General features: G+C 72.3%; 11 protein-coding genes. 2 read left to right on the forward strand and 9 right to left on the reverse strand.

Annotated features, from left to right (window positions below; genetic code table 11):
* Window positions 1–6: 6 nt before the first annotated feature.
* Window positions 7–1,590 (reverse strand): succinic semialdehyde dehydrogenase, encoded by a 1,584-nt coding sequence (locus ACFPCY_RS25545; protein WP_378259253.1) that lies wholly within the window; start codon window positions 1,588–1,590, stop codon window positions 7–9.
* A 990-nt stretch (window positions 1,591–2,580) separates the two neighbouring features.
* On the opposite strand from ACFPCY_RS25545, the gene ACFPCY_RS25550 reads away from it, so the two are divergent.
* Entirely contained in the window at window positions 2,581–3,408 is an 828-nt protein-coding gene (locus ACFPCY_RS25550; RefSeq protein WP_378259255.1) for a TetR/AcrR family transcriptional regulator, read from the forward strand.
* A gap of 180 nt (window positions 3,409–3,588) precedes the next feature.
* On the opposite strand, the gene ACFPCY_RS25555 is transcribed toward ACFPCY_RS25550, so the two are convergent.
* From ACFPCY_RS25555 to guaB, 4 genes are all read right to left on the reverse strand, one after another.
* Window positions 3,589–4,896: a phospholipase D-like domain-containing protein gene (locus tag ACFPCY_RS25555; RefSeq protein WP_378259257.1), complete on the reverse strand. Its 1,308-nt coding sequence runs from the start codon at window positions 4,894–4,896 to the stop codon at window positions 3,589–3,591.
* A gap of 370 nt (window positions 4,897–5,266) precedes the next feature.
* Complete coding sequence (locus tag ACFPCY_RS25560; RefSeq protein WP_378259259.1) at window positions 5,267–7,006, reverse strand: glycerol-3-phosphate dehydrogenase/oxidase; 1,740 nt, start codon at window positions 7,004–7,006, stop codon at window positions 5,267–5,269.
* A gap of 463 nt (window positions 7,007–7,469) precedes the next feature.
* Window positions 7,470–8,579: a GuaB3 family IMP dehydrogenase-related protein gene (locus ACFPCY_RS25565; RefSeq protein WP_253871926.1), complete on the reverse strand. Its 1,110-nt coding sequence runs from the start codon at window positions 8,577–8,579 to the stop codon at window positions 7,470–7,472.
* A 150-nt stretch (window positions 8,580–8,729) separates the two neighbouring features.
* Window positions 8,730–10,229 carry an IMP dehydrogenase gene (gene guaB, locus ACFPCY_RS25570; RefSeq protein ID WP_378259261.1) on the reverse strand — a complete coding sequence of 500 codons (1,500 nt, stop codon included), beginning with the start codon at window positions 10,227–10,229 and terminating at the stop codon, window positions 8,730–8,732.
* A 296-nt stretch (window positions 10,230–10,525) separates the two neighbouring features.
* On the opposite strand from guaB, the gene ACFPCY_RS25575 reads away from it, so the two are divergent.
* Window positions 10,526–10,909 (forward strand): DUF5319 domain-containing protein, encoded by a 384-nt coding sequence (locus ACFPCY_RS25575; protein ID WP_026415270.1) that lies wholly within the window; start codon window positions 10,526–10,528, stop codon window positions 10,907–10,909.
* A 36-nt stretch (window positions 10,910–10,945) separates the two neighbouring features.
* On the opposite strand, the gene ACFPCY_RS25580 is transcribed toward ACFPCY_RS25575, so the two are convergent.
* From ACFPCY_RS25580 to groES, 4 genes are all read right to left on the reverse strand, one after another.
* Complete coding sequence (locus ACFPCY_RS25580; protein ID WP_378259263.1) at window positions 10,946–11,827, reverse strand: hypothetical protein; 882 nt, start codon at window positions 11,825–11,827, stop codon at window positions 10,946–10,948.
* On the reverse strand, window positions 11,824–12,426 hold the full coding sequence (locus tag ACFPCY_RS25585; RefSeq protein ID WP_378259382.1) for a sigma-70 family RNA polymerase sigma factor: 603 nt from the start codon (window positions 12,424–12,426) through the stop codon (window positions 11,824–11,826). The genes ACFPCY_RS25580 and ACFPCY_RS25585 overlap by 4 nt, the downstream gene beginning before the upstream one ends.
* A 1,065-nt stretch (window positions 12,427–13,491) precedes the next feature.
* Window positions 13,492–15,117: a chaperonin GroEL gene (gene groL / locus ACFPCY_RS25590; RefSeq protein ID WP_378259265.1), complete on the reverse strand. Its 1,626-nt coding sequence runs from the start codon at window positions 15,115–15,117 to the stop codon at window positions 13,492–13,494.
* A gap of 84 nt (window positions 15,118–15,201) precedes the next feature.
* Entirely contained in the window at window positions 15,202–15,510 is a 309-nt protein-coding gene (gene groES, locus ACFPCY_RS25595) for a co-chaperone GroES (protein ID WP_034487853.1), read from the reverse strand.
* Window positions 15,511–15,644: the final 134 nt, after the last annotated feature.

A 15,644-nucleotide genomic window follows, 5' to 3' on the forward strand; every position in this document is an offset into this window, starting at 1 on the left:
TCCCGTCTACTTGATCCGGAGCTTCTTCATGACCTTGACGCTGTTCGCCAGCATGTCGGCGAACCTGTCGTAGCCGAGCCCGCCCGGCGGTTCGAGGTCCATCCAGTGCTGGCTGGCGATCGTCTGCGCCTCGGTGAACTTCAGCAGCCCCTCGGCCCCGTGGCGGCGTCCGACGCCGGACTGCTTGAACCCGCCCATCGGCGCGTCGTAGGAGATGAACGCGGCGCCGTAGCCGTCGTTCACGTTCACCGTCCCGGCCTGGATGCGGGCGGCGACGCGGCGTCCGCGCGCGGTGTCCTTCGTCCAGACGGACGCGTTGAGCCCGTACGGCGTGTCGTTCGCGCGGTCGATGACGGCGTCCACGTCGGAGAACTTGTAGACCGAGACGACCGGGCCGAAGGTCTCGTTGGCGCACAGGTCCATGTCGGTCGTGACGTCCGTGAGGACGGTCGGCTCGTAGAACAGCGGGCCGATGTCCGGACGCGCCCGGCCGCCCGCGAGGACGGTCGCGCCCGCCTTGACGGCCTGGTCGACGTGCGCGGTGACGTTGTCGAGCTGCCGCTGGAACGTCAGCGACCCCATGGACGCCTCGAAGTCCAGGCCGGTGCCGAGCTTCATCTCCTTGACCAGCTCGACGAAGCGCGGCACGAACCGGTCGTAGACCGCCTCGTGCACGTACAGGCGCTCGATCGAGATGCACAGCTGCCCGGCGTTGGTGAAGCACGCCCGGACGGCGCCGCGGGCGGCGCGCTCGACGTCCGCGTCGTCCAGGACGATCATCGGGTTCTTGCCGCCGAGCTCCAGCGAGTAGGACACCAGGCGCGGCGCGACCCGCTCGGCGATCGCCTTGCCGCCGCGCGTGGACCCGGTGAACGACACGTAGTCCGCGCCGTCCAGCAGCGGGTCGCCGATCTCGGCCGGGTCGCCGATCACGACCTGCCACAGGTCGCGCGGCAGGCCGAGGGAGACCAGCAGGTCCAGCACCCAGAGGCTGGACAGGCAGGTCTGCGTGTCGGGCTTGTGGATGACGGCGTTCCCGGCCATCAGCGCGGGCGCGATGTCGGACGCGCCGAGCGAGAACGGGTAGTTCCACGGCGAGATGAGCGCGACGACGCCCTTCGGGTGGCGCAGCTCCTGCACGCGCGTGAGGCCGGGCATCGTGCTGCGGCGGCGCTGCGGCTTCAGCAGCTTCTCCGCGCGGCGCGCGTAGTGCAGCGAGCAGAGCGCGACGTCGAGGAACTCCTCCATCGCGTGCCGCCGGGCCTTGCCCGTCTCCAGCTGGATGATGTCGAGGATCTCCGAGCGGCGCGCGACCAGCGCGTCCGGCAGGGCGAGGAACGGCTTCACGCGGTCCCGGACGGGCAGCGCGGCCCATTCCTCCTGGACGCGCCGCGCCTTCTCGTACGCGCGCGCGATGTCGCTCGCCGTCGTCAGCGGCAGCGTCGCCAGCGGCTCCCCGGTGAAGGGCGTCGGGATGGTCGCCGTGGGCGAACCCTCCCCGGACGCGATGTGCGAGGCCAGCCGGTCGATCTTCTGCTGCGGCAGCCGGTGCGCGGCCGCCCCCTGGGCGGGAACCGTCGGAGATGCCATGCCCGCCAGACTATGTCTCCGCGCCGCCCCGTCGCTACCCACCAGTAACGACTTGCTTTCCGTGAATTGCCGCACATCTCACCTGCGGTCGAACGGAACGGTCCAGTTCGACCGGCTTGGGCATTCGGCGCGTCCGGGCCGTCCGCGCGGTGTATGCCGGATACAGGAGGAGACACCAGGCGCGTCGCCGTCGCGCCGCCCGGGCCGTATCGCTGCCGCCCGCCCCGGGCCCGGCGGCAGCGTGCCCGAGGAGAGGGGATCCCTCGCATGACCTACGCGGGCGGCGCACCGCACCCGGACGACGCGTCCGAACCCACCACCGACCCGGCCACGGCGAAACCGGCACCGACCCACATTCCTCGCCACGAACCCGACCCCGGACCCACCCCCGACACCCCCGTCCCGAAGCCCCCCGCCCCGGCCCCGGACGCCGCACCGCTCCAAGGCCCGGCCCTAGACCAGGACGCCCCTTCACCCCAAGGCCCGGCCCCGGACCAGGACGCCCCTTCGCTCCGGAGCCCGGCCTCGCCCCCGGACGCCGCTTCGCTTGAGAGCCCGGCCCCGGGCCAGGACGCCCCACCGCCGCACCACCGTCCTCCCGTCCCGCGGGACGCCCGACCACCCGGGCAAGCCACCCCGCCGCGCGACGCCAGGCCGCCGGGCCGGGACCTGCCCCCAAGTGACGCCCGAACCGTCCCCCCGGCCCGACCCCACCCTGACCGGACGTCCCCTCAAGAGTCCGCCGCTCACTCCGACCAGCGGCCTCCCCGGGCACCCGACGACGACCGTCCCCGCCAGAAGCCCGATGCTCGCGGCAATCCGACGCGGCGGCAGGGGCCGCCGACCTCCCACGGCTGGACGTCTGCGGACGAGTCCGCTCCTCCCGGCAATCCGGCCCCCCGCCAGCGGCCCGCGCCGCCCGGCGACCTGGCGGCCGGACGGGCGCCCGCACCGCACGACGACCGGGGCCGGGACCGGCCGGCCAGCCGGGTGCCTCTGACCCGTCACGGCGAGACGTCCGCGCATCATCCGGCCATCCGTGACAATCCGGTCCCCCGGCAGGAGCGGGCGTCCCGCGACGGCCAGGATCCGCCCAGCCCGCGGACGCACGACCGCTTCGACGATCGGACGCCCGGACGGCAGGCCGCCCCGCGCCACGACCGAGCAGCCCCGGGCGAACCCGAGCGCGAGCCCGAGCCCGCGCCCGGACAGGACGAGGCGGCGGCCCCGCGAGCGCGGATCACCCGGCGCGAGCGGCGCGAGCAGACGCGTGCCGCGCTGCTGGAGGCGGCCGAGCGCCTGTGGGCCGAGCACGGCATCCACGGCGCGTCGCTGGACGACGTGGCGGCGGCGGCAGGACTGACCAAGGGCGCGGTGTACTCGAACTTCGCGGGCAAGACCGACCTCCTGCTCGCGTTGCTGGAGTACTGCACGCGCGAACGCATCGGCACCGAGACGTGCTCGGAACTGCGCGACACGAGCCGTCCCCCGGAGGAGCGCTTCCAGCGCGCCGGAGCCGCCTACCGCCGCCGCCTGGAAGGCGAGCAGGCCCGCCTGACCGGGCTCCTGCTGGTCGAGTTCTGGCTGTTCGGCATGCGCGACTACGCCGCCGGCTGGCGCATCGCCGACTGGTACGCCGAATGCCGCGACAACCTCGCGCGCAACATCGCCGAGTCCGACGGCATCTCCCCGCGCGACCGCGCCACCCTGGCGATCGCCCTCGACGCGGGCCTGGCCTTCCAGCACCTCCTGGACCCCGACCGCGTCCCCGCCGAGCTCTACGGCACCGCCATGCGCCTCATCCTCGGCAAGGACTGACCCCGGCGCCGCGTCCGGTCACGCCCCCGGACGCGGCGCCCACACTCCCTCCCCAACCCGAACAAGCCCGCCCCGCGAGCGATCCACCCGCGCGGACGGGTCAGCGCGACCCGGGGCGTAGCGAACGCGAACGGCCTCGGCACCGTGTCAGGTGCCGAGGCCGTTGAGCGGCGGTTGAGGTCAGTCGTCCTCGTCGGACGCGCCCACCGGAGCCGTCGGGACGTTGCCCTGCGACTGCACGCCGGGCATGATCCACAGCTTGCCGTGGGCCGCGCCGAAGACCTTGGCGAAGTTGGCGCTGTAGCGGGAGTAGGCCGAGTCGTCCATGAGCGTCAGCATGGCCTCGTCGTTGTGCCGCAGCGCGTCCACCGTGTAGCTGTGGCTGCCCGTGAGGACGAGGCGGTGGCGGCGCCAGTTGTAGTACCCGTCGATCAGCAGGTACTTCGAGTGCGCCTTGTTCACCGACGAGCCGGTGAAGTAGTGCACGTTGGGCCCGCCGTGGCGGCCCGGCTTGGCGAGGGCCTTCAGGGTGCTCGTGCCGAAGGTCGCGGCGACGACCTGGACGTCGCAGCCCTGGTCGTCCAGCCGGGATAGCGCCTGCGCCACCTCGGTCCGGCTGAAGATGCCGCTGGACAGCCGGATCTTCGTCCCGCGCCAGCACTGCACGCGGTTCAGGACGTCCACGACCGGGTCGCCATGGGCCTTCGGGAAGAACGCCACGGCGCGCCTGCCGGACCAGATCTGCCGGTAGTAGTTGCCGTTCGGCCGGTGCTTGGCCAGGGCGTAGAAGTAGCCGCGGTAGGCCCTGTAGAGCTTGGTGTTGGCCAGCGTGTAGGCGTCGTTGTAGGTCGCGTACATGCCGCCGGTCGCGTTCCCGGACGTCTGCACGACCACGTTCCGCGAGTCGAACGTGCGCGAGAACGCGTAGAACTTGTTGTGGTTCTTGCCCCAGACGCCCTTGGCGGACGGGGCGATGCAGCCCCGGTCCTTCGGGCAGACCACGATCCAGGACGACCGCTTCGTGCTCGTCCCCAGGTTGCGGGCCAGGTAGTTGTAGACGCCGCGGTTCTGGTTGAGCGAGTCGTGGTCGACGACGACGCGCACCTTGACCTTGCGCTTCTTGGCCGCGACCAGTTCCTTGGCCATGCCCGACTCACGCAGCCGGAAGACGGCGACATCGACCTCGGACTTGGGCGGCGCGTGCCGGATCAGGCTCTTGATGTAGAGGTCGAGCGCCCCGGCCTTGCGCTTGTTCTTGCTCGGCAGGTTGAAGCGCGGGCCCTGCGTGACGTAGATCCGCCGCCGCTTGGCGGTCTTGACCGCGGGGACGGCCCGTCCGGGCGCCGCGGCGAGCCGCGTCCCGGTGAGGCTCGCGGCCTCGGCCGTACCGGGGCGACCGGCGACCTGAGCCGAAGCGGATGCGGAGTCGGCCACGGTCAACGCGACCGCGACCACCAATCCGCTCGATACCAGGGCGACGCGCCGCAAGAGACCCTCCCGTCCCACGGAACACAGTGAGATCGGGACATTACCAACTATTTACCCCGCCGAGAATCCCTACGAAGCAACGGATTTCGCACTTTTCACCCCCACCCCGTCCTCCGCCGATGAAACCCTCCCTTTCGCCGTCTACGCCCCCAGACCCGCACGGAGCGCCGAAGCCACAGCCCGAACACCGGGACGACCGCACGGAACGCCGGAGCCACCCGGCGGAACACGAAGACGGCCGTACGGAGCAGGAGCGACCGTGCGAACGCCGGGGCGAGCCGGCGAAACGCGCAGACGGCCGTACGAAACGGGGACGGCCGCACGGAACGCCGGGACGGCTGGGCGGAGCGCGGGGCGGGCGGGGGTGGGGTTACGGGGCGGTCACCGGGACGATGTCGGGGGCGCCTCGGCGGCGGGCGTCGGCTTCCTGGTCGCCTTCCTGGGTCTGGGAGTCGCGTTCGGCCTCGATGCGCTTGCGGTAGTACTCGATCTCCCGGTCGCGCTGGCGCTTGGACCAGCCCAGGACGGGCGCGAGCAGGTCGGCGGCCTCCTGGGCGACGCCCACGCCGCGGTCCCAGGTCTCGATCGAGATGCGGGTGCGGCGGGCGAGGACGTCGTTGAGGTGGCGGGCGCCCTCGTGGGTGGCGGCGTAGATGATCTCGGCGCGCAGGTAGTCGTCCGCCCCGGCGAGCGGACGGCCGAGGTCGGGCTTCTCGGCGATCAGCCGGAGCAGGTCGTCGGTCAGGGTGCCGTAGCGGCGCAGCAGGTGCTCGATCCGCGCGACGTGCAGGCCGGAGCGGGCCGCGAGGCGGTGCCGCGCGTTCCACATCGGGACGAACCCGTCGCCGCCGACCAGAGCGACCCGGTCGGTGCAGGATTCGGCGATCCGTCCGTCCAGGCCGTGGACGACGGCGTCGATCGCGTCCTTCGCCATCACGCGGTAGGTGGTGAACTTGCCGCCCGCGACCAGCACCAGGCCCGGCACCGGGTGCGCGACGACGTGCTCGCGCGACAGCTTGGACGTCTCGTCCGTCTCGCCGGTGAGCAGCGGCCGCAGCCCCGCGTACACGCCCTCCACGTCGTCGTGCGTGAGCGGCGTCGTCAGGACGGCGTTGACGTGGTCGAGCACGTAGTCGATGTCGGCCTTGGACGCGGCGGGGTGCGCGCGGTCGAGGTCCCAGGCGGTGTCGGTGGTGCCGATGATCCAGTGCCGTCCCCACGGGATGACGAAAAGCACGGACTTCTCGGTGCGCAGGATGATCCCGGTCGCCGAGTGGATGCGGTCCTTCGGCACGACCAGGTGGATGCCCTTGGACGACTTGACGTGGATCTGCCCGCGTCCGCCGACCAGTTCCTGGATGTCGTCGGTCCACACGCCGGTCGCGTTCACGACCTGCCTTCCGCGGACCTCGCCGGTGGTGCCGGTCTCCAGATCGCGGATCTTCACGCCGGTGACGCGCTCGCCCTCCCGCAGGAAGCCGGTGACCTGCGTGCGCGAGGCGATCCGGGCGCCGTACTCGGCGGCCGTGCGCAGCACCATCATCACGTACCGGGCGTCGTCCATCTGGGCGTCCCAGTACTGGATCGCTCCAACGAAGGCGTCCTTGCGCAGCGACGGGGCCAGTTTCAGCGCGCCGCGCCGCGTCAGGTGCCGGTGGTGCGGGACGCCCCGCGTGCTGCCCATCTGGAAGGCCAGCGCGTCGTACAGCGCCACGCCCGCGCCGAAGTACCCGCGCTCCCACACCCGGTGCGTGGTCGGCAGCAGGAACGGCACCGGCCGCACCAGGTGCGGCGCGATCTGCTGCAGCAGCAGGCTCCGCTCGGTCAGCGCCTCCCGGACGAGCTCGAAGTTGTACTGCTCCAGATAGCGCAGACCGCCGTGGATCAGCTTCGACGACCGCGACGAGGTGCCCGAGGCGAAGTCGCGCGCCTCGACCACGGCCACCGACAGGCCCCGGGTGGCGGCGTCCAGCGCCGCCCCGGCGCCGACGATGCCGCCGCCGACCACGACCACGTCGTACTCCTCGCGGACCATCTCGTCGAGGGCCGCCGCGCGCTCGGCGGGCCCCAGCCGCGAGCTCCCGAGAGCGGTCACCGGTGATCCCGTCATCGCGTCTCCCCCTTGCATCCGGTCATCCGGACCCTGCACCCGGCCGTCCGGACCGTTACCTACCCAACAGTAGGGAGCCCGCCACCCGCGAACCACCACTTCCCCGCCTGTCAGCCGGCCCTTACCTCCCCGGTCACCCGCCTCCTACGCCGCCGCCAGAGCCCGACTCGCGCCCCGACCTGCCATGATCGCGACCGCCGCTCCCTTTCGAACCTCCCCCGCGTTGCCGTCCCGACGCACAAATTTTCACCTCTCTTCCGTCCCAGAACCCTCTCCAGCCCCGCAACTGGACGGCCAACGACAAGTCTCGGCACCACCTCGCTTCCACCCACGCCCCCATGCCAGTCCGCCCCGTCCTCACACCCTTAACAACGTTTGAACGCCCCCGACCGTTGGGGGCGAAAACGAAAACGCCCGCGCCCCGGCGGAAAGGGCCGGGCGCGGGCGGGCGAAACGGGACGGATCAGTGGCCGTGAGGGGCCACCACCACCTGGACGCGCTGGAAGTCCTTCAGCTCGGTGTAGCCGGCGGTGGCCATCGAGCGGCGGAGGGCGCCGATGAGGTTCATCGAGCCGTCGGCCACGTGGGACGGGCCGTAGAGGATCTGCTCCAGCGTGCCGATCGTGCCGAGGTCCAGGCGGGTGCCGCGGGGCACGTCGCCGTGGTGCGCCTCGGAACCCCAGTGGTAGCCGCGTCCGGGGGCCTCGGTGGAGCGGGCGAAGGGGGAGCCGACCATGACGGCGTCGGAACCGCAGGCGAAGGCCTTCGCGATCTCGCCGGAGTTCGTCATGCCGCCGTCCGCGATCACGTGGACGTAGCGGCCGCCCGACTCGTCCATGTAGTCGCGGCGGGCGGCGGCGACGTCGGCGACGGCGGTCGCCATCGGGACGGCCACGCCGAGGACGGTGCGGGTCGTGTGGCCCGAGCCGCCCCCGAAGCCGACCAGGACGCCCGCCGCGCCCGTCCGCATGAGGTGCAGGGCGGCGGTGTAGGTGGAGCAGCCGCCCACGATGACCGGGACGTCCAGGTCGTAGATGAACTGCTTGAGGTTCAGCGGCTCGGCGCGTCCGGACACGTGCTCGGCCGACACGGTGGTGCCGCGGATCACGAACAGGTCCACGCCGGCGTCGATCACGGCCTTGTGGAACTGCGCGGTGCGCTGCGGGGACAGCCGCGCCGCGACGGTCACGCCCGCCTCGCGGACCTCGGCGATCCGGCGGCCGATCAGCTCCTCCTTGATCGGCGCCGAGTAGATCTCCTGGAGCCGCTGGGTGGCGCGGACGTCGTCCAGCGACGCGATCTCGGCGAGCAGCGGCTCGGGGCTCTCGTACCGGGTCCACAGGCCTTCGAGGTCGAGCACGGCGAGGCCGCCGAGGCGGCCGACGGCGATCGCCGTCGCGGGCGAGACCACGCTGTCCATCGGCGCGACGACCAGCGGCATCTCGAACCGGTAGGCGTCGATCTGCCAGGCGACGCTGACCTCCTCGGGGTCGCGCGTCCGGCGGGACGGCACGATGCCGATCTCGTCGAACGCGTAGGCCCGGCGGCCGCTCTTACCCCGGCCGATCTCCACCTCAGCAGCCACAGCGGTTCCTTTTCCCCAGTCGTCGTGTCGCTTGGCGGCGTCCATCGAAGTCGGACGCCGCCGGCGTCCGGACGCGGACGCCACGGTCTACGGCATTCCCCGCGAGACCGGAGAACACGCCCGTGAGACTACCGCCGGTCAGCGGCCCTGGTAGTTCGGGGCCTCCACCGTCATCTGGATGTCGTGCGGGTGGCTCTCCCGGAGCCCGGCGCTGGAGATGCGCATCAGCTGGCCGCTCTCCTGCAGTTCGGGGATGGTGCGGGTGCCCGCGTACCACATCGACTGGTGCAGCCCGCCGACGAGCTGGTGCGCGACGTTCGCGAGCGGGCCGCGGTAGGGGACCTGTCCCTCGACGCCCTCGGGGATCAGCTTCTCCTCCGCCGACACGTCCGCCTGGGCGTACCGGTCCTTGGAGTAGGACGCGCCGCGCTCGCGGTTGCGCATCGCGCCGAGCGAGCCCATGCCCCGGTACGACTTGTACTGCTTGCCGTGGACGAAGATCAGCTCGCCGGGCGACTCCTCGATGCCCGCGAGCAGGCTGCCGAGCATGACCGTGTCCGCGCCCGCGACGATCGCCTTGGCGATGTCGCCGGAGTACTGGATGCCGCCGTCGCCGATCACCGGGACGCCGGCCTCCTTCGCCGCCCGGGACGCCTCGAAGATCGCGGTGAGCTGCGGGACGCCGACGCCCGCGACCACGCGGGTGGTGCAGATGGAGCCCGGCCCGACGCCGACCTTCACCGCGTCCGCGCCCGCCTCGACCAGCGCCTTCGCGCCCGCGTAGGTCGCGATGTTGCCGCCGACGACCTGGACCCGCGCCGCGTTCGCCTTGATCGTCGCGATCGTGTCGGCGACGCCCTTGGAGTGGCCGTGCGCGGTGTCCACGATGATGACGTCGGTGCCCGCCTCGATCAGCGCCTCCGCGCGGCGCACCGCGTCCGCGCCGACGCCGACCGCCGCGGCGACCAGCAGCCGGCCCTCGGCGTCCTTGCTGGACGCGGGGTACTGCTCGCTCTTGGTGAAGTCCTTGACGGTGATCAGGCCGCGCAGCCGGTTCTGGTCGTCCACCAGCGGCAGCTTCTCGATCTTGTTGGTGGCGAGCAGCCGGAACGCCTCGTCCTTGGACACGTCCACCGGCGCGGTGACCAGCGGCATCGCCGTCATCACCTCGCGGACGGGCCGGGACAGGTCGGTCTCGAAGCGCATGTCGCGGTTGGTCACGATGCCGACCAGCACGCCGCGCACGTCGGTCACCGGTACACCGGAGATCCGGTACCGGGCGCACATCTGCTCGACGTCGGCGAGCGTGGCGTCCGGGAGGCAGGTCACCGGGTTGGTGATCATCCCGGCCTCGGACCGCTTGACCTTGTCGGCCTCGGTCGCCTGCTCCTCGATCGACATGTTGCGGTGCAGCACGCCGATGCCGCCCTGGCGGGCCATCGCGACCGCCGTGCGCGCCTCGGTGACGGTGTCCATCGCGGCGGAGACCAGCGGGATGCGCAGCGAGATCTCGCGGGTCAGCCGGGTCGTGGTGTCCGCCTCGCCGGGCTGCATGTCCGAATAGCCCGGCAGCAGCAGCACGTCGTCGAAGGTCAGCCCGGTCGGGAGGAACTTGGTGGGCTCTGCTGCGGGGTTCATCACGGCTCCTTGCGCGGTATCCGACCAGGTCACGGCGTCACATCAGGTCACGGCGGTGTGCGAACCATGGTAGGGCGTGCCGCCCGGCCACCCGGCCCCTTCGCGGGATGCGGGCAGTGGTTTTCGCGACACGGCCGCCGCGCCCCGATTACGGTGTGCAACGACTCCGCCGGGCCGCGCATTCCCTTTGCGGACGGGCCTTCCGGCGCGTCCGCGACCTCACCCGCGGTAGGCGTTCGCACACAGAGGAGACCGGGGGGTGCACCTCGGAGGGGGTGGCGCAGTAGCGTGGAGTCGTGCACGACGATGCCCCGCTCGACCCGTTCGCCGGCGACCCGGAGGATCCGGCCGCCTCGCTCGGCGATCCCGGGGAGGACGTCGCTCCGCTCAGCGTGGCGGAGCGTGAGGACGTGCTCGCCGACCTCGCCGACCTGGAGGTCTTCCGCGCCCTGCTGGAGCCGCTGGGCGTCCGCGGCCTGACCGTCGACTGCGGCGACTGCGGCAAGATCCACTACATCGACTGGGACCTGCTGCACGGCAACCTGCGCCACCTCCTCGACGAGGGCCTGCCGCGCGTCCACGAACCCGCCCTCGCGCCCGACCCGGTCGACTACGTCAGCTGGGAGTACGCGCGCGGCTACGTGGACGGCGTGATCGACAGCGAGGAGGGCAACTCCTGACCCCGCCCGCACGCCAGGCACGTGGGAGGCGTGCGGTCAGCGGGGCGGGTGGTCGTCCCGGTACTGGTCGAGGCGGTGTTCGGCGCGCCTGCGGATGTCGTCCAGGCGGCGGCGCGTGTCCTCGACCGGATCGTGGTGCGCGGACGGACGCGGTTGCGGAAGGTTGTCCAGCAGGTCCTGAAGGCGCTTCTTGAGCTGTTGCTCCTCGTCCGGCGTCGGAACGCGCCTCTTCTCCGAACCCGTACCGGACGCGCCGGACGCGTCACGCTTCCCGGCGCCGCGCTTCCCGTCGTGTGCAGGCGCCGGAGTCGTCACCGGAGCACGCCGAGCAGACGGATGCGACGTTCCGGACGTCGTCTCGTCCCCGCCCGGCTTCACCTGGCGGGACGGCCCGGGCTTGCCCGCCGCCTTCGTCGCGGGCCGGACGGCCGGCGTCTCGACCAGCCCGCCTCCCGCCGCCGCGACGCCCGTGCTCGCCAGCACCGCGCCCGCGACGCCGAGCGCCACGATCGTGCGCGGACCGCGCCGCGACGGGCCGCTCCCCTGCTGTTCGGGCGCGTCGGCGTCGGCGTCGCGACGAGCCGGGCCCGTACCGTCCGGCAGCGCGTCCGCGTCAGCGTCGGCGGAGTGGTTGGCGTCGGTTCCGTGCCGCATCACGACCTCGACGGCACGGTCCAGCCGCGGACGAGCCCTGGACAGTTCGGGCAAGCCCTCGTCCACCTCGGAGATCAGCGCGCCGAGCAGCCCGAGCGCGGGATCGGACGGCGAACGGCGCGTCAGGGGAAGGGCACGCGCCGACAGCGCCTCGATGAGCGCGTCGGTGCGGTACAGCGCGGACAGGTCGGCCGAGCGGGCGGGGACCTCGTCCTGGCGGGAGGGCTCGCTCGGATCCGGGGCGCGGCGGCTCCGTTCCGTCAAGCGATCGACTCCTCTCGTGCCATCGCCCGCAGCCGGGCGAGGGCGCGGTGCTGGGCGACCCGGACGGCCCCCGCGGACATGCCCAGCACATTACCGGTCTCCTCCGCCGACAGCCCGGCGACCACCCGCAGCAGCACCAGCTCCCGCTGGTGGTCGGGAAGCCGCGTGAGCAGGTCCCGGGCGCGCTGCGCCTCGATGTAGCGGACGACCGTCTCCTCGGGGCCGGGGCCCTCGTCCGGGCCGTCCGGGAGGTCCTCGGTCGGCACCGCGGCCCGCACCGCGCTGCGCAGCGCGTCGGCGATCTTGTGCGCGGCGATGCCGAACACGAACGAGGCGAACGGACGGCCCATGTCGCGGTAGCGCGGCAGCGCCGACAGCACCGCGATGCAGACCTCCTGGGCCACGTCGTCGGCGATGTGGTACTGCCCCGACACGCGGCCGAGCCGGGCCCGGCAGTACCGCACGACCATCGGCCGCACCTCGGCGATCAGCACCTCGATCGCGGCCGGATCCCCCTGCACGGCGAGGGTCGTCAGCTCGCGCAGATCCCCGTCCGGCGGCCCGGCCGGACGCGGCACGCGCCCGGAGACGGGTCGCAGCGCCCGCCCCTCGTGCCCGCCGTCGGCGGGCGCCGGCGGAGCCGGACCCCCCGAGGGTTCGGTAGCGCGCGCGGTCGTCGTCCCGGCGAAGCATCCCTCGGTCACGTAGAGCATGATGCCCAGCGGGCCCGGACCTGTCTCCACTGTCCACGGCAACGGAATGGTCACAGTGCACGGACGACCCGCCCGAATACCACGAAACGCGGTCACCCGACCCCGTCCGGTAGCCCTCCCGCGCGCACGGGAAAACGCACGCGCACCAGCACGAGCACCCGCACGCCCACCTGCACGTTCCCCCACCGCCCCATCCCCGAGAAACGCGACGAGGCGGCCCGCCTGCGGGCCCGCACCAAGCGAGCGGCTCCGGCCACAGAGGACGCCACACGAGCGGCCAGGCTCAAGCGGCGGCCCCATAAGCAGCCCCGGCCCAGGGATACAGGACGCGAGCGGCCCCGCCTTTTTGGGGGCACGCCTCCGGGACGCGCCCGGTCCGCGAGCGCGACCGACGCGACCGCGTACGAGCGTCCCGGCCCAGGGCGCGACGGCGCACGGCATGGCCCCGGCGGGGGACGCGGAAGGTCGCAGGCCCCGGAGGGCGGGGCGCGGACGTCGCGGGGACAGGAGGGCGGGCCGTGGACGTCGCGGGGACAGGAGGGCGGGGCGTGAAGGACGCGGGGACAGGAGGGCGGGCCGTGGACGTCGCCGGGACGGGAGGGCGGGGCGTGAAGGTCGCGGGGACAGGAGGGCGGGCCGTGGACGTCGCCGGGACGGGAGGGCGGGGCGTGGACGTCGCCGGGACGGGAGGGCGGGGCGTGAAGGTCGCTGGGACGAAAGGGCGGGGCGCGAAGGTCGCGGGGACGGGAGGGCGGGAATGCGAAAGGTCCCCGGCCCGGGTGGGCGGGGACCTGCGGGTGCGCGCGGGCGCGTTACCGACCGCGCGGGAGGCGACGCCGGAGGCGAGACTCCCGCGCGGTCGATCGCGAAGCGATGCCGCGCTCGCCCGAGCTTGCGGGCCGAGGGGCGAGCCGCCAGGCGAGCCCCTCGGAGCCGGAGGCTCGATCACATTCAGTGGCCGTGACCGTGACCGTGGCCGTGGCCTCCGGCGGCGGGCTCCTCTTCCTCGGGCTTCTCGACGACGAGGGCCTCGGTGGTGAGCAGCATGCCGGCGATGGACGCGGCGTTGGTGACGGCGGAGCGGGTGACCTTGACCGGGTCGATGACGCCCTGGCCGATCAGGTCGCCGTACTCGCCGGTGGCGGCGTTGTAGCCGTGGCCCGCGTCCAGCTCCTGGACCTTGGAGACCACGACGTAGCCCTCCTGGCCCGCGTTCTCGGAGATCCAGCGCAGCGGCTCGACCAGGGAGCGGCGGAGCGCCTCGGCGCCGGTGGCCTCGTCGCCGGTGAGGCCGAGGGCGTCGAAGCCCTCCTTGGCGACGTGCACCAGGGCGGAGCCGCCGCCGGAGACGATGCCCTCCTCGATGGCCGCGCGGGTCGCCGAGATGGCGTCCTCCAGGCGGTGCTTCTTCTCCTTGAGCTCGACCTCGGTCGCGGCGCCGACGCGCAGCACGCACACGCCGCCGGACAGCTTGGCCAGGCGCTCCTGGAGCTTCTCGCGGTCCCAGTCGGAGTCGGAGTTCTCGATCTCGACCTTGATCTGGTTGACCCGGTCGCCGATCTCCTGGGCGCTGCCCGCGCCGTCCACGATGGTGGTGGAGTCCTTGTCGACCGTGATGCGGCGGGCGCGGCCGAGGTCCTCGACGCCGATGGAGTCGAGCTTCAGGCCGAGCGCCTCCGACACGACCTGGCCGCCGGTGAGGACGGCCATGTCGCCGAGCATCGCCTTGCGGCGGTCGCCGAAGCCGGGGGCCTTGACGGCGACGGACAGGAAGGTGCCGCGGATCTTGTTGGCGACCAGCAGCGCCAGGGCCTCGCCCTCGACGTCCTCGGCCACGACCAGCAGCGGCTTCTTGGTCTGCGCGACCTTCTCCGCCAGCGGCAGGAACTCCTGCACGTTGGAGATCTTGCCGTCCACGATCAGCACGTAGGCGTCCTCCAGGACGGCCTCCATGCGCTCGGGGTCGGTGACCATGTGCGGGGACAGGTAGCCCTTGTCGAACTGGAGGCCCTCGGTGAACTCCAGCTCCAGGCCCATGGTGTGGGCCTCCTCGACGGTGATGACGCCGTCCTTGCCGACCTTCTCGAACGCCTCGGCGATCAGCTCACCGATCTTGGCGTCCTGGGCGGAGATGGTCGCGACGTGCGCGATCTCGCCCTTCTCCTCCACCTCGCGGGCGGTCTTGAGGAGCTGGTCGGAGACGTACTGGGCGGCGGCGTCCATGCCGCGCTTCAGCGACAGCGGGGACGCGCCGGCCGCGACGTTGCGCAGGCCCTCGCGCACGAGCGCCTGGGCGAGCACGGTCGCGGTGGTGGTGCCGTCACCGGCGATGTCGTTGGTCTTGGTCGCCACTTCCTTGGCGAGCTGGGCCCCGAGGTTCTCGTAGGGGTCCTCCAGCTCCACCTCGCGGGCGATGGTGACGCCGTCGTTGGTGATGGTCGGCGCGCCGAACTTCTTGTCGATGACGACGTTGCGGCCGCGCGGGCCGATCGTCACCTTGACGGCGTCCGCGAGAGCGTTGACGCCGCGCTCAAGAGCCCGGCGAGCGTCCTCGTCGAATTCCAGGATCTTCGCCATGCGGTGTATCTCCTCTATGAAGCGCGCCGCCCCGACCGCCCGCCAACGGCGGCCGGACGGGGCGGGTGCATCACGTCTCGGTGATTACTTCTCGATGATCGCGAGCACGTCGCGAGCCGAGAGGACGAGGTACTCCTCGTTGTTGTACTTGACCTCGGTGCCGCCGTACTTGCTGTACAGCACGACGTCGCCGACCTTCACGTCGAGCTCGACGCGCTGGCCCTTGTCGTCGACACGGCCGGGGCCGACCGCGAGGACGGTGCCCTCCTGCGGCTTCTCCTTGGCGGTGTCGGGAATGACCAGACCCGACGCGGTGGTGGTCTCGGCCTCAAGCGGCTGGACGACGATGCGGTCCTCAAGCGGCTTGAGAGCAACCTTGGTGGCGGTCGTCACGATCAGACCTCCCCTTCGATTGGTCCTCGGCCGGCCTCACGGGCCGACCAGCACAGATGACGAGAGAGGCGACCCTGGACCGGCCTGTCGTCGCGGGTGCCAGACCGACCTTGTCGCTGTTTGGCACTCTCACA

This window comes from Actinomadura gamaensis (assembly GCF_042652125.1).
Lineage (GTDB): Bacteria > Actinomycetota > Actinomycetes > Streptosporangiales > Streptosporangiaceae > Spirillospora > Spirillospora gamaensis.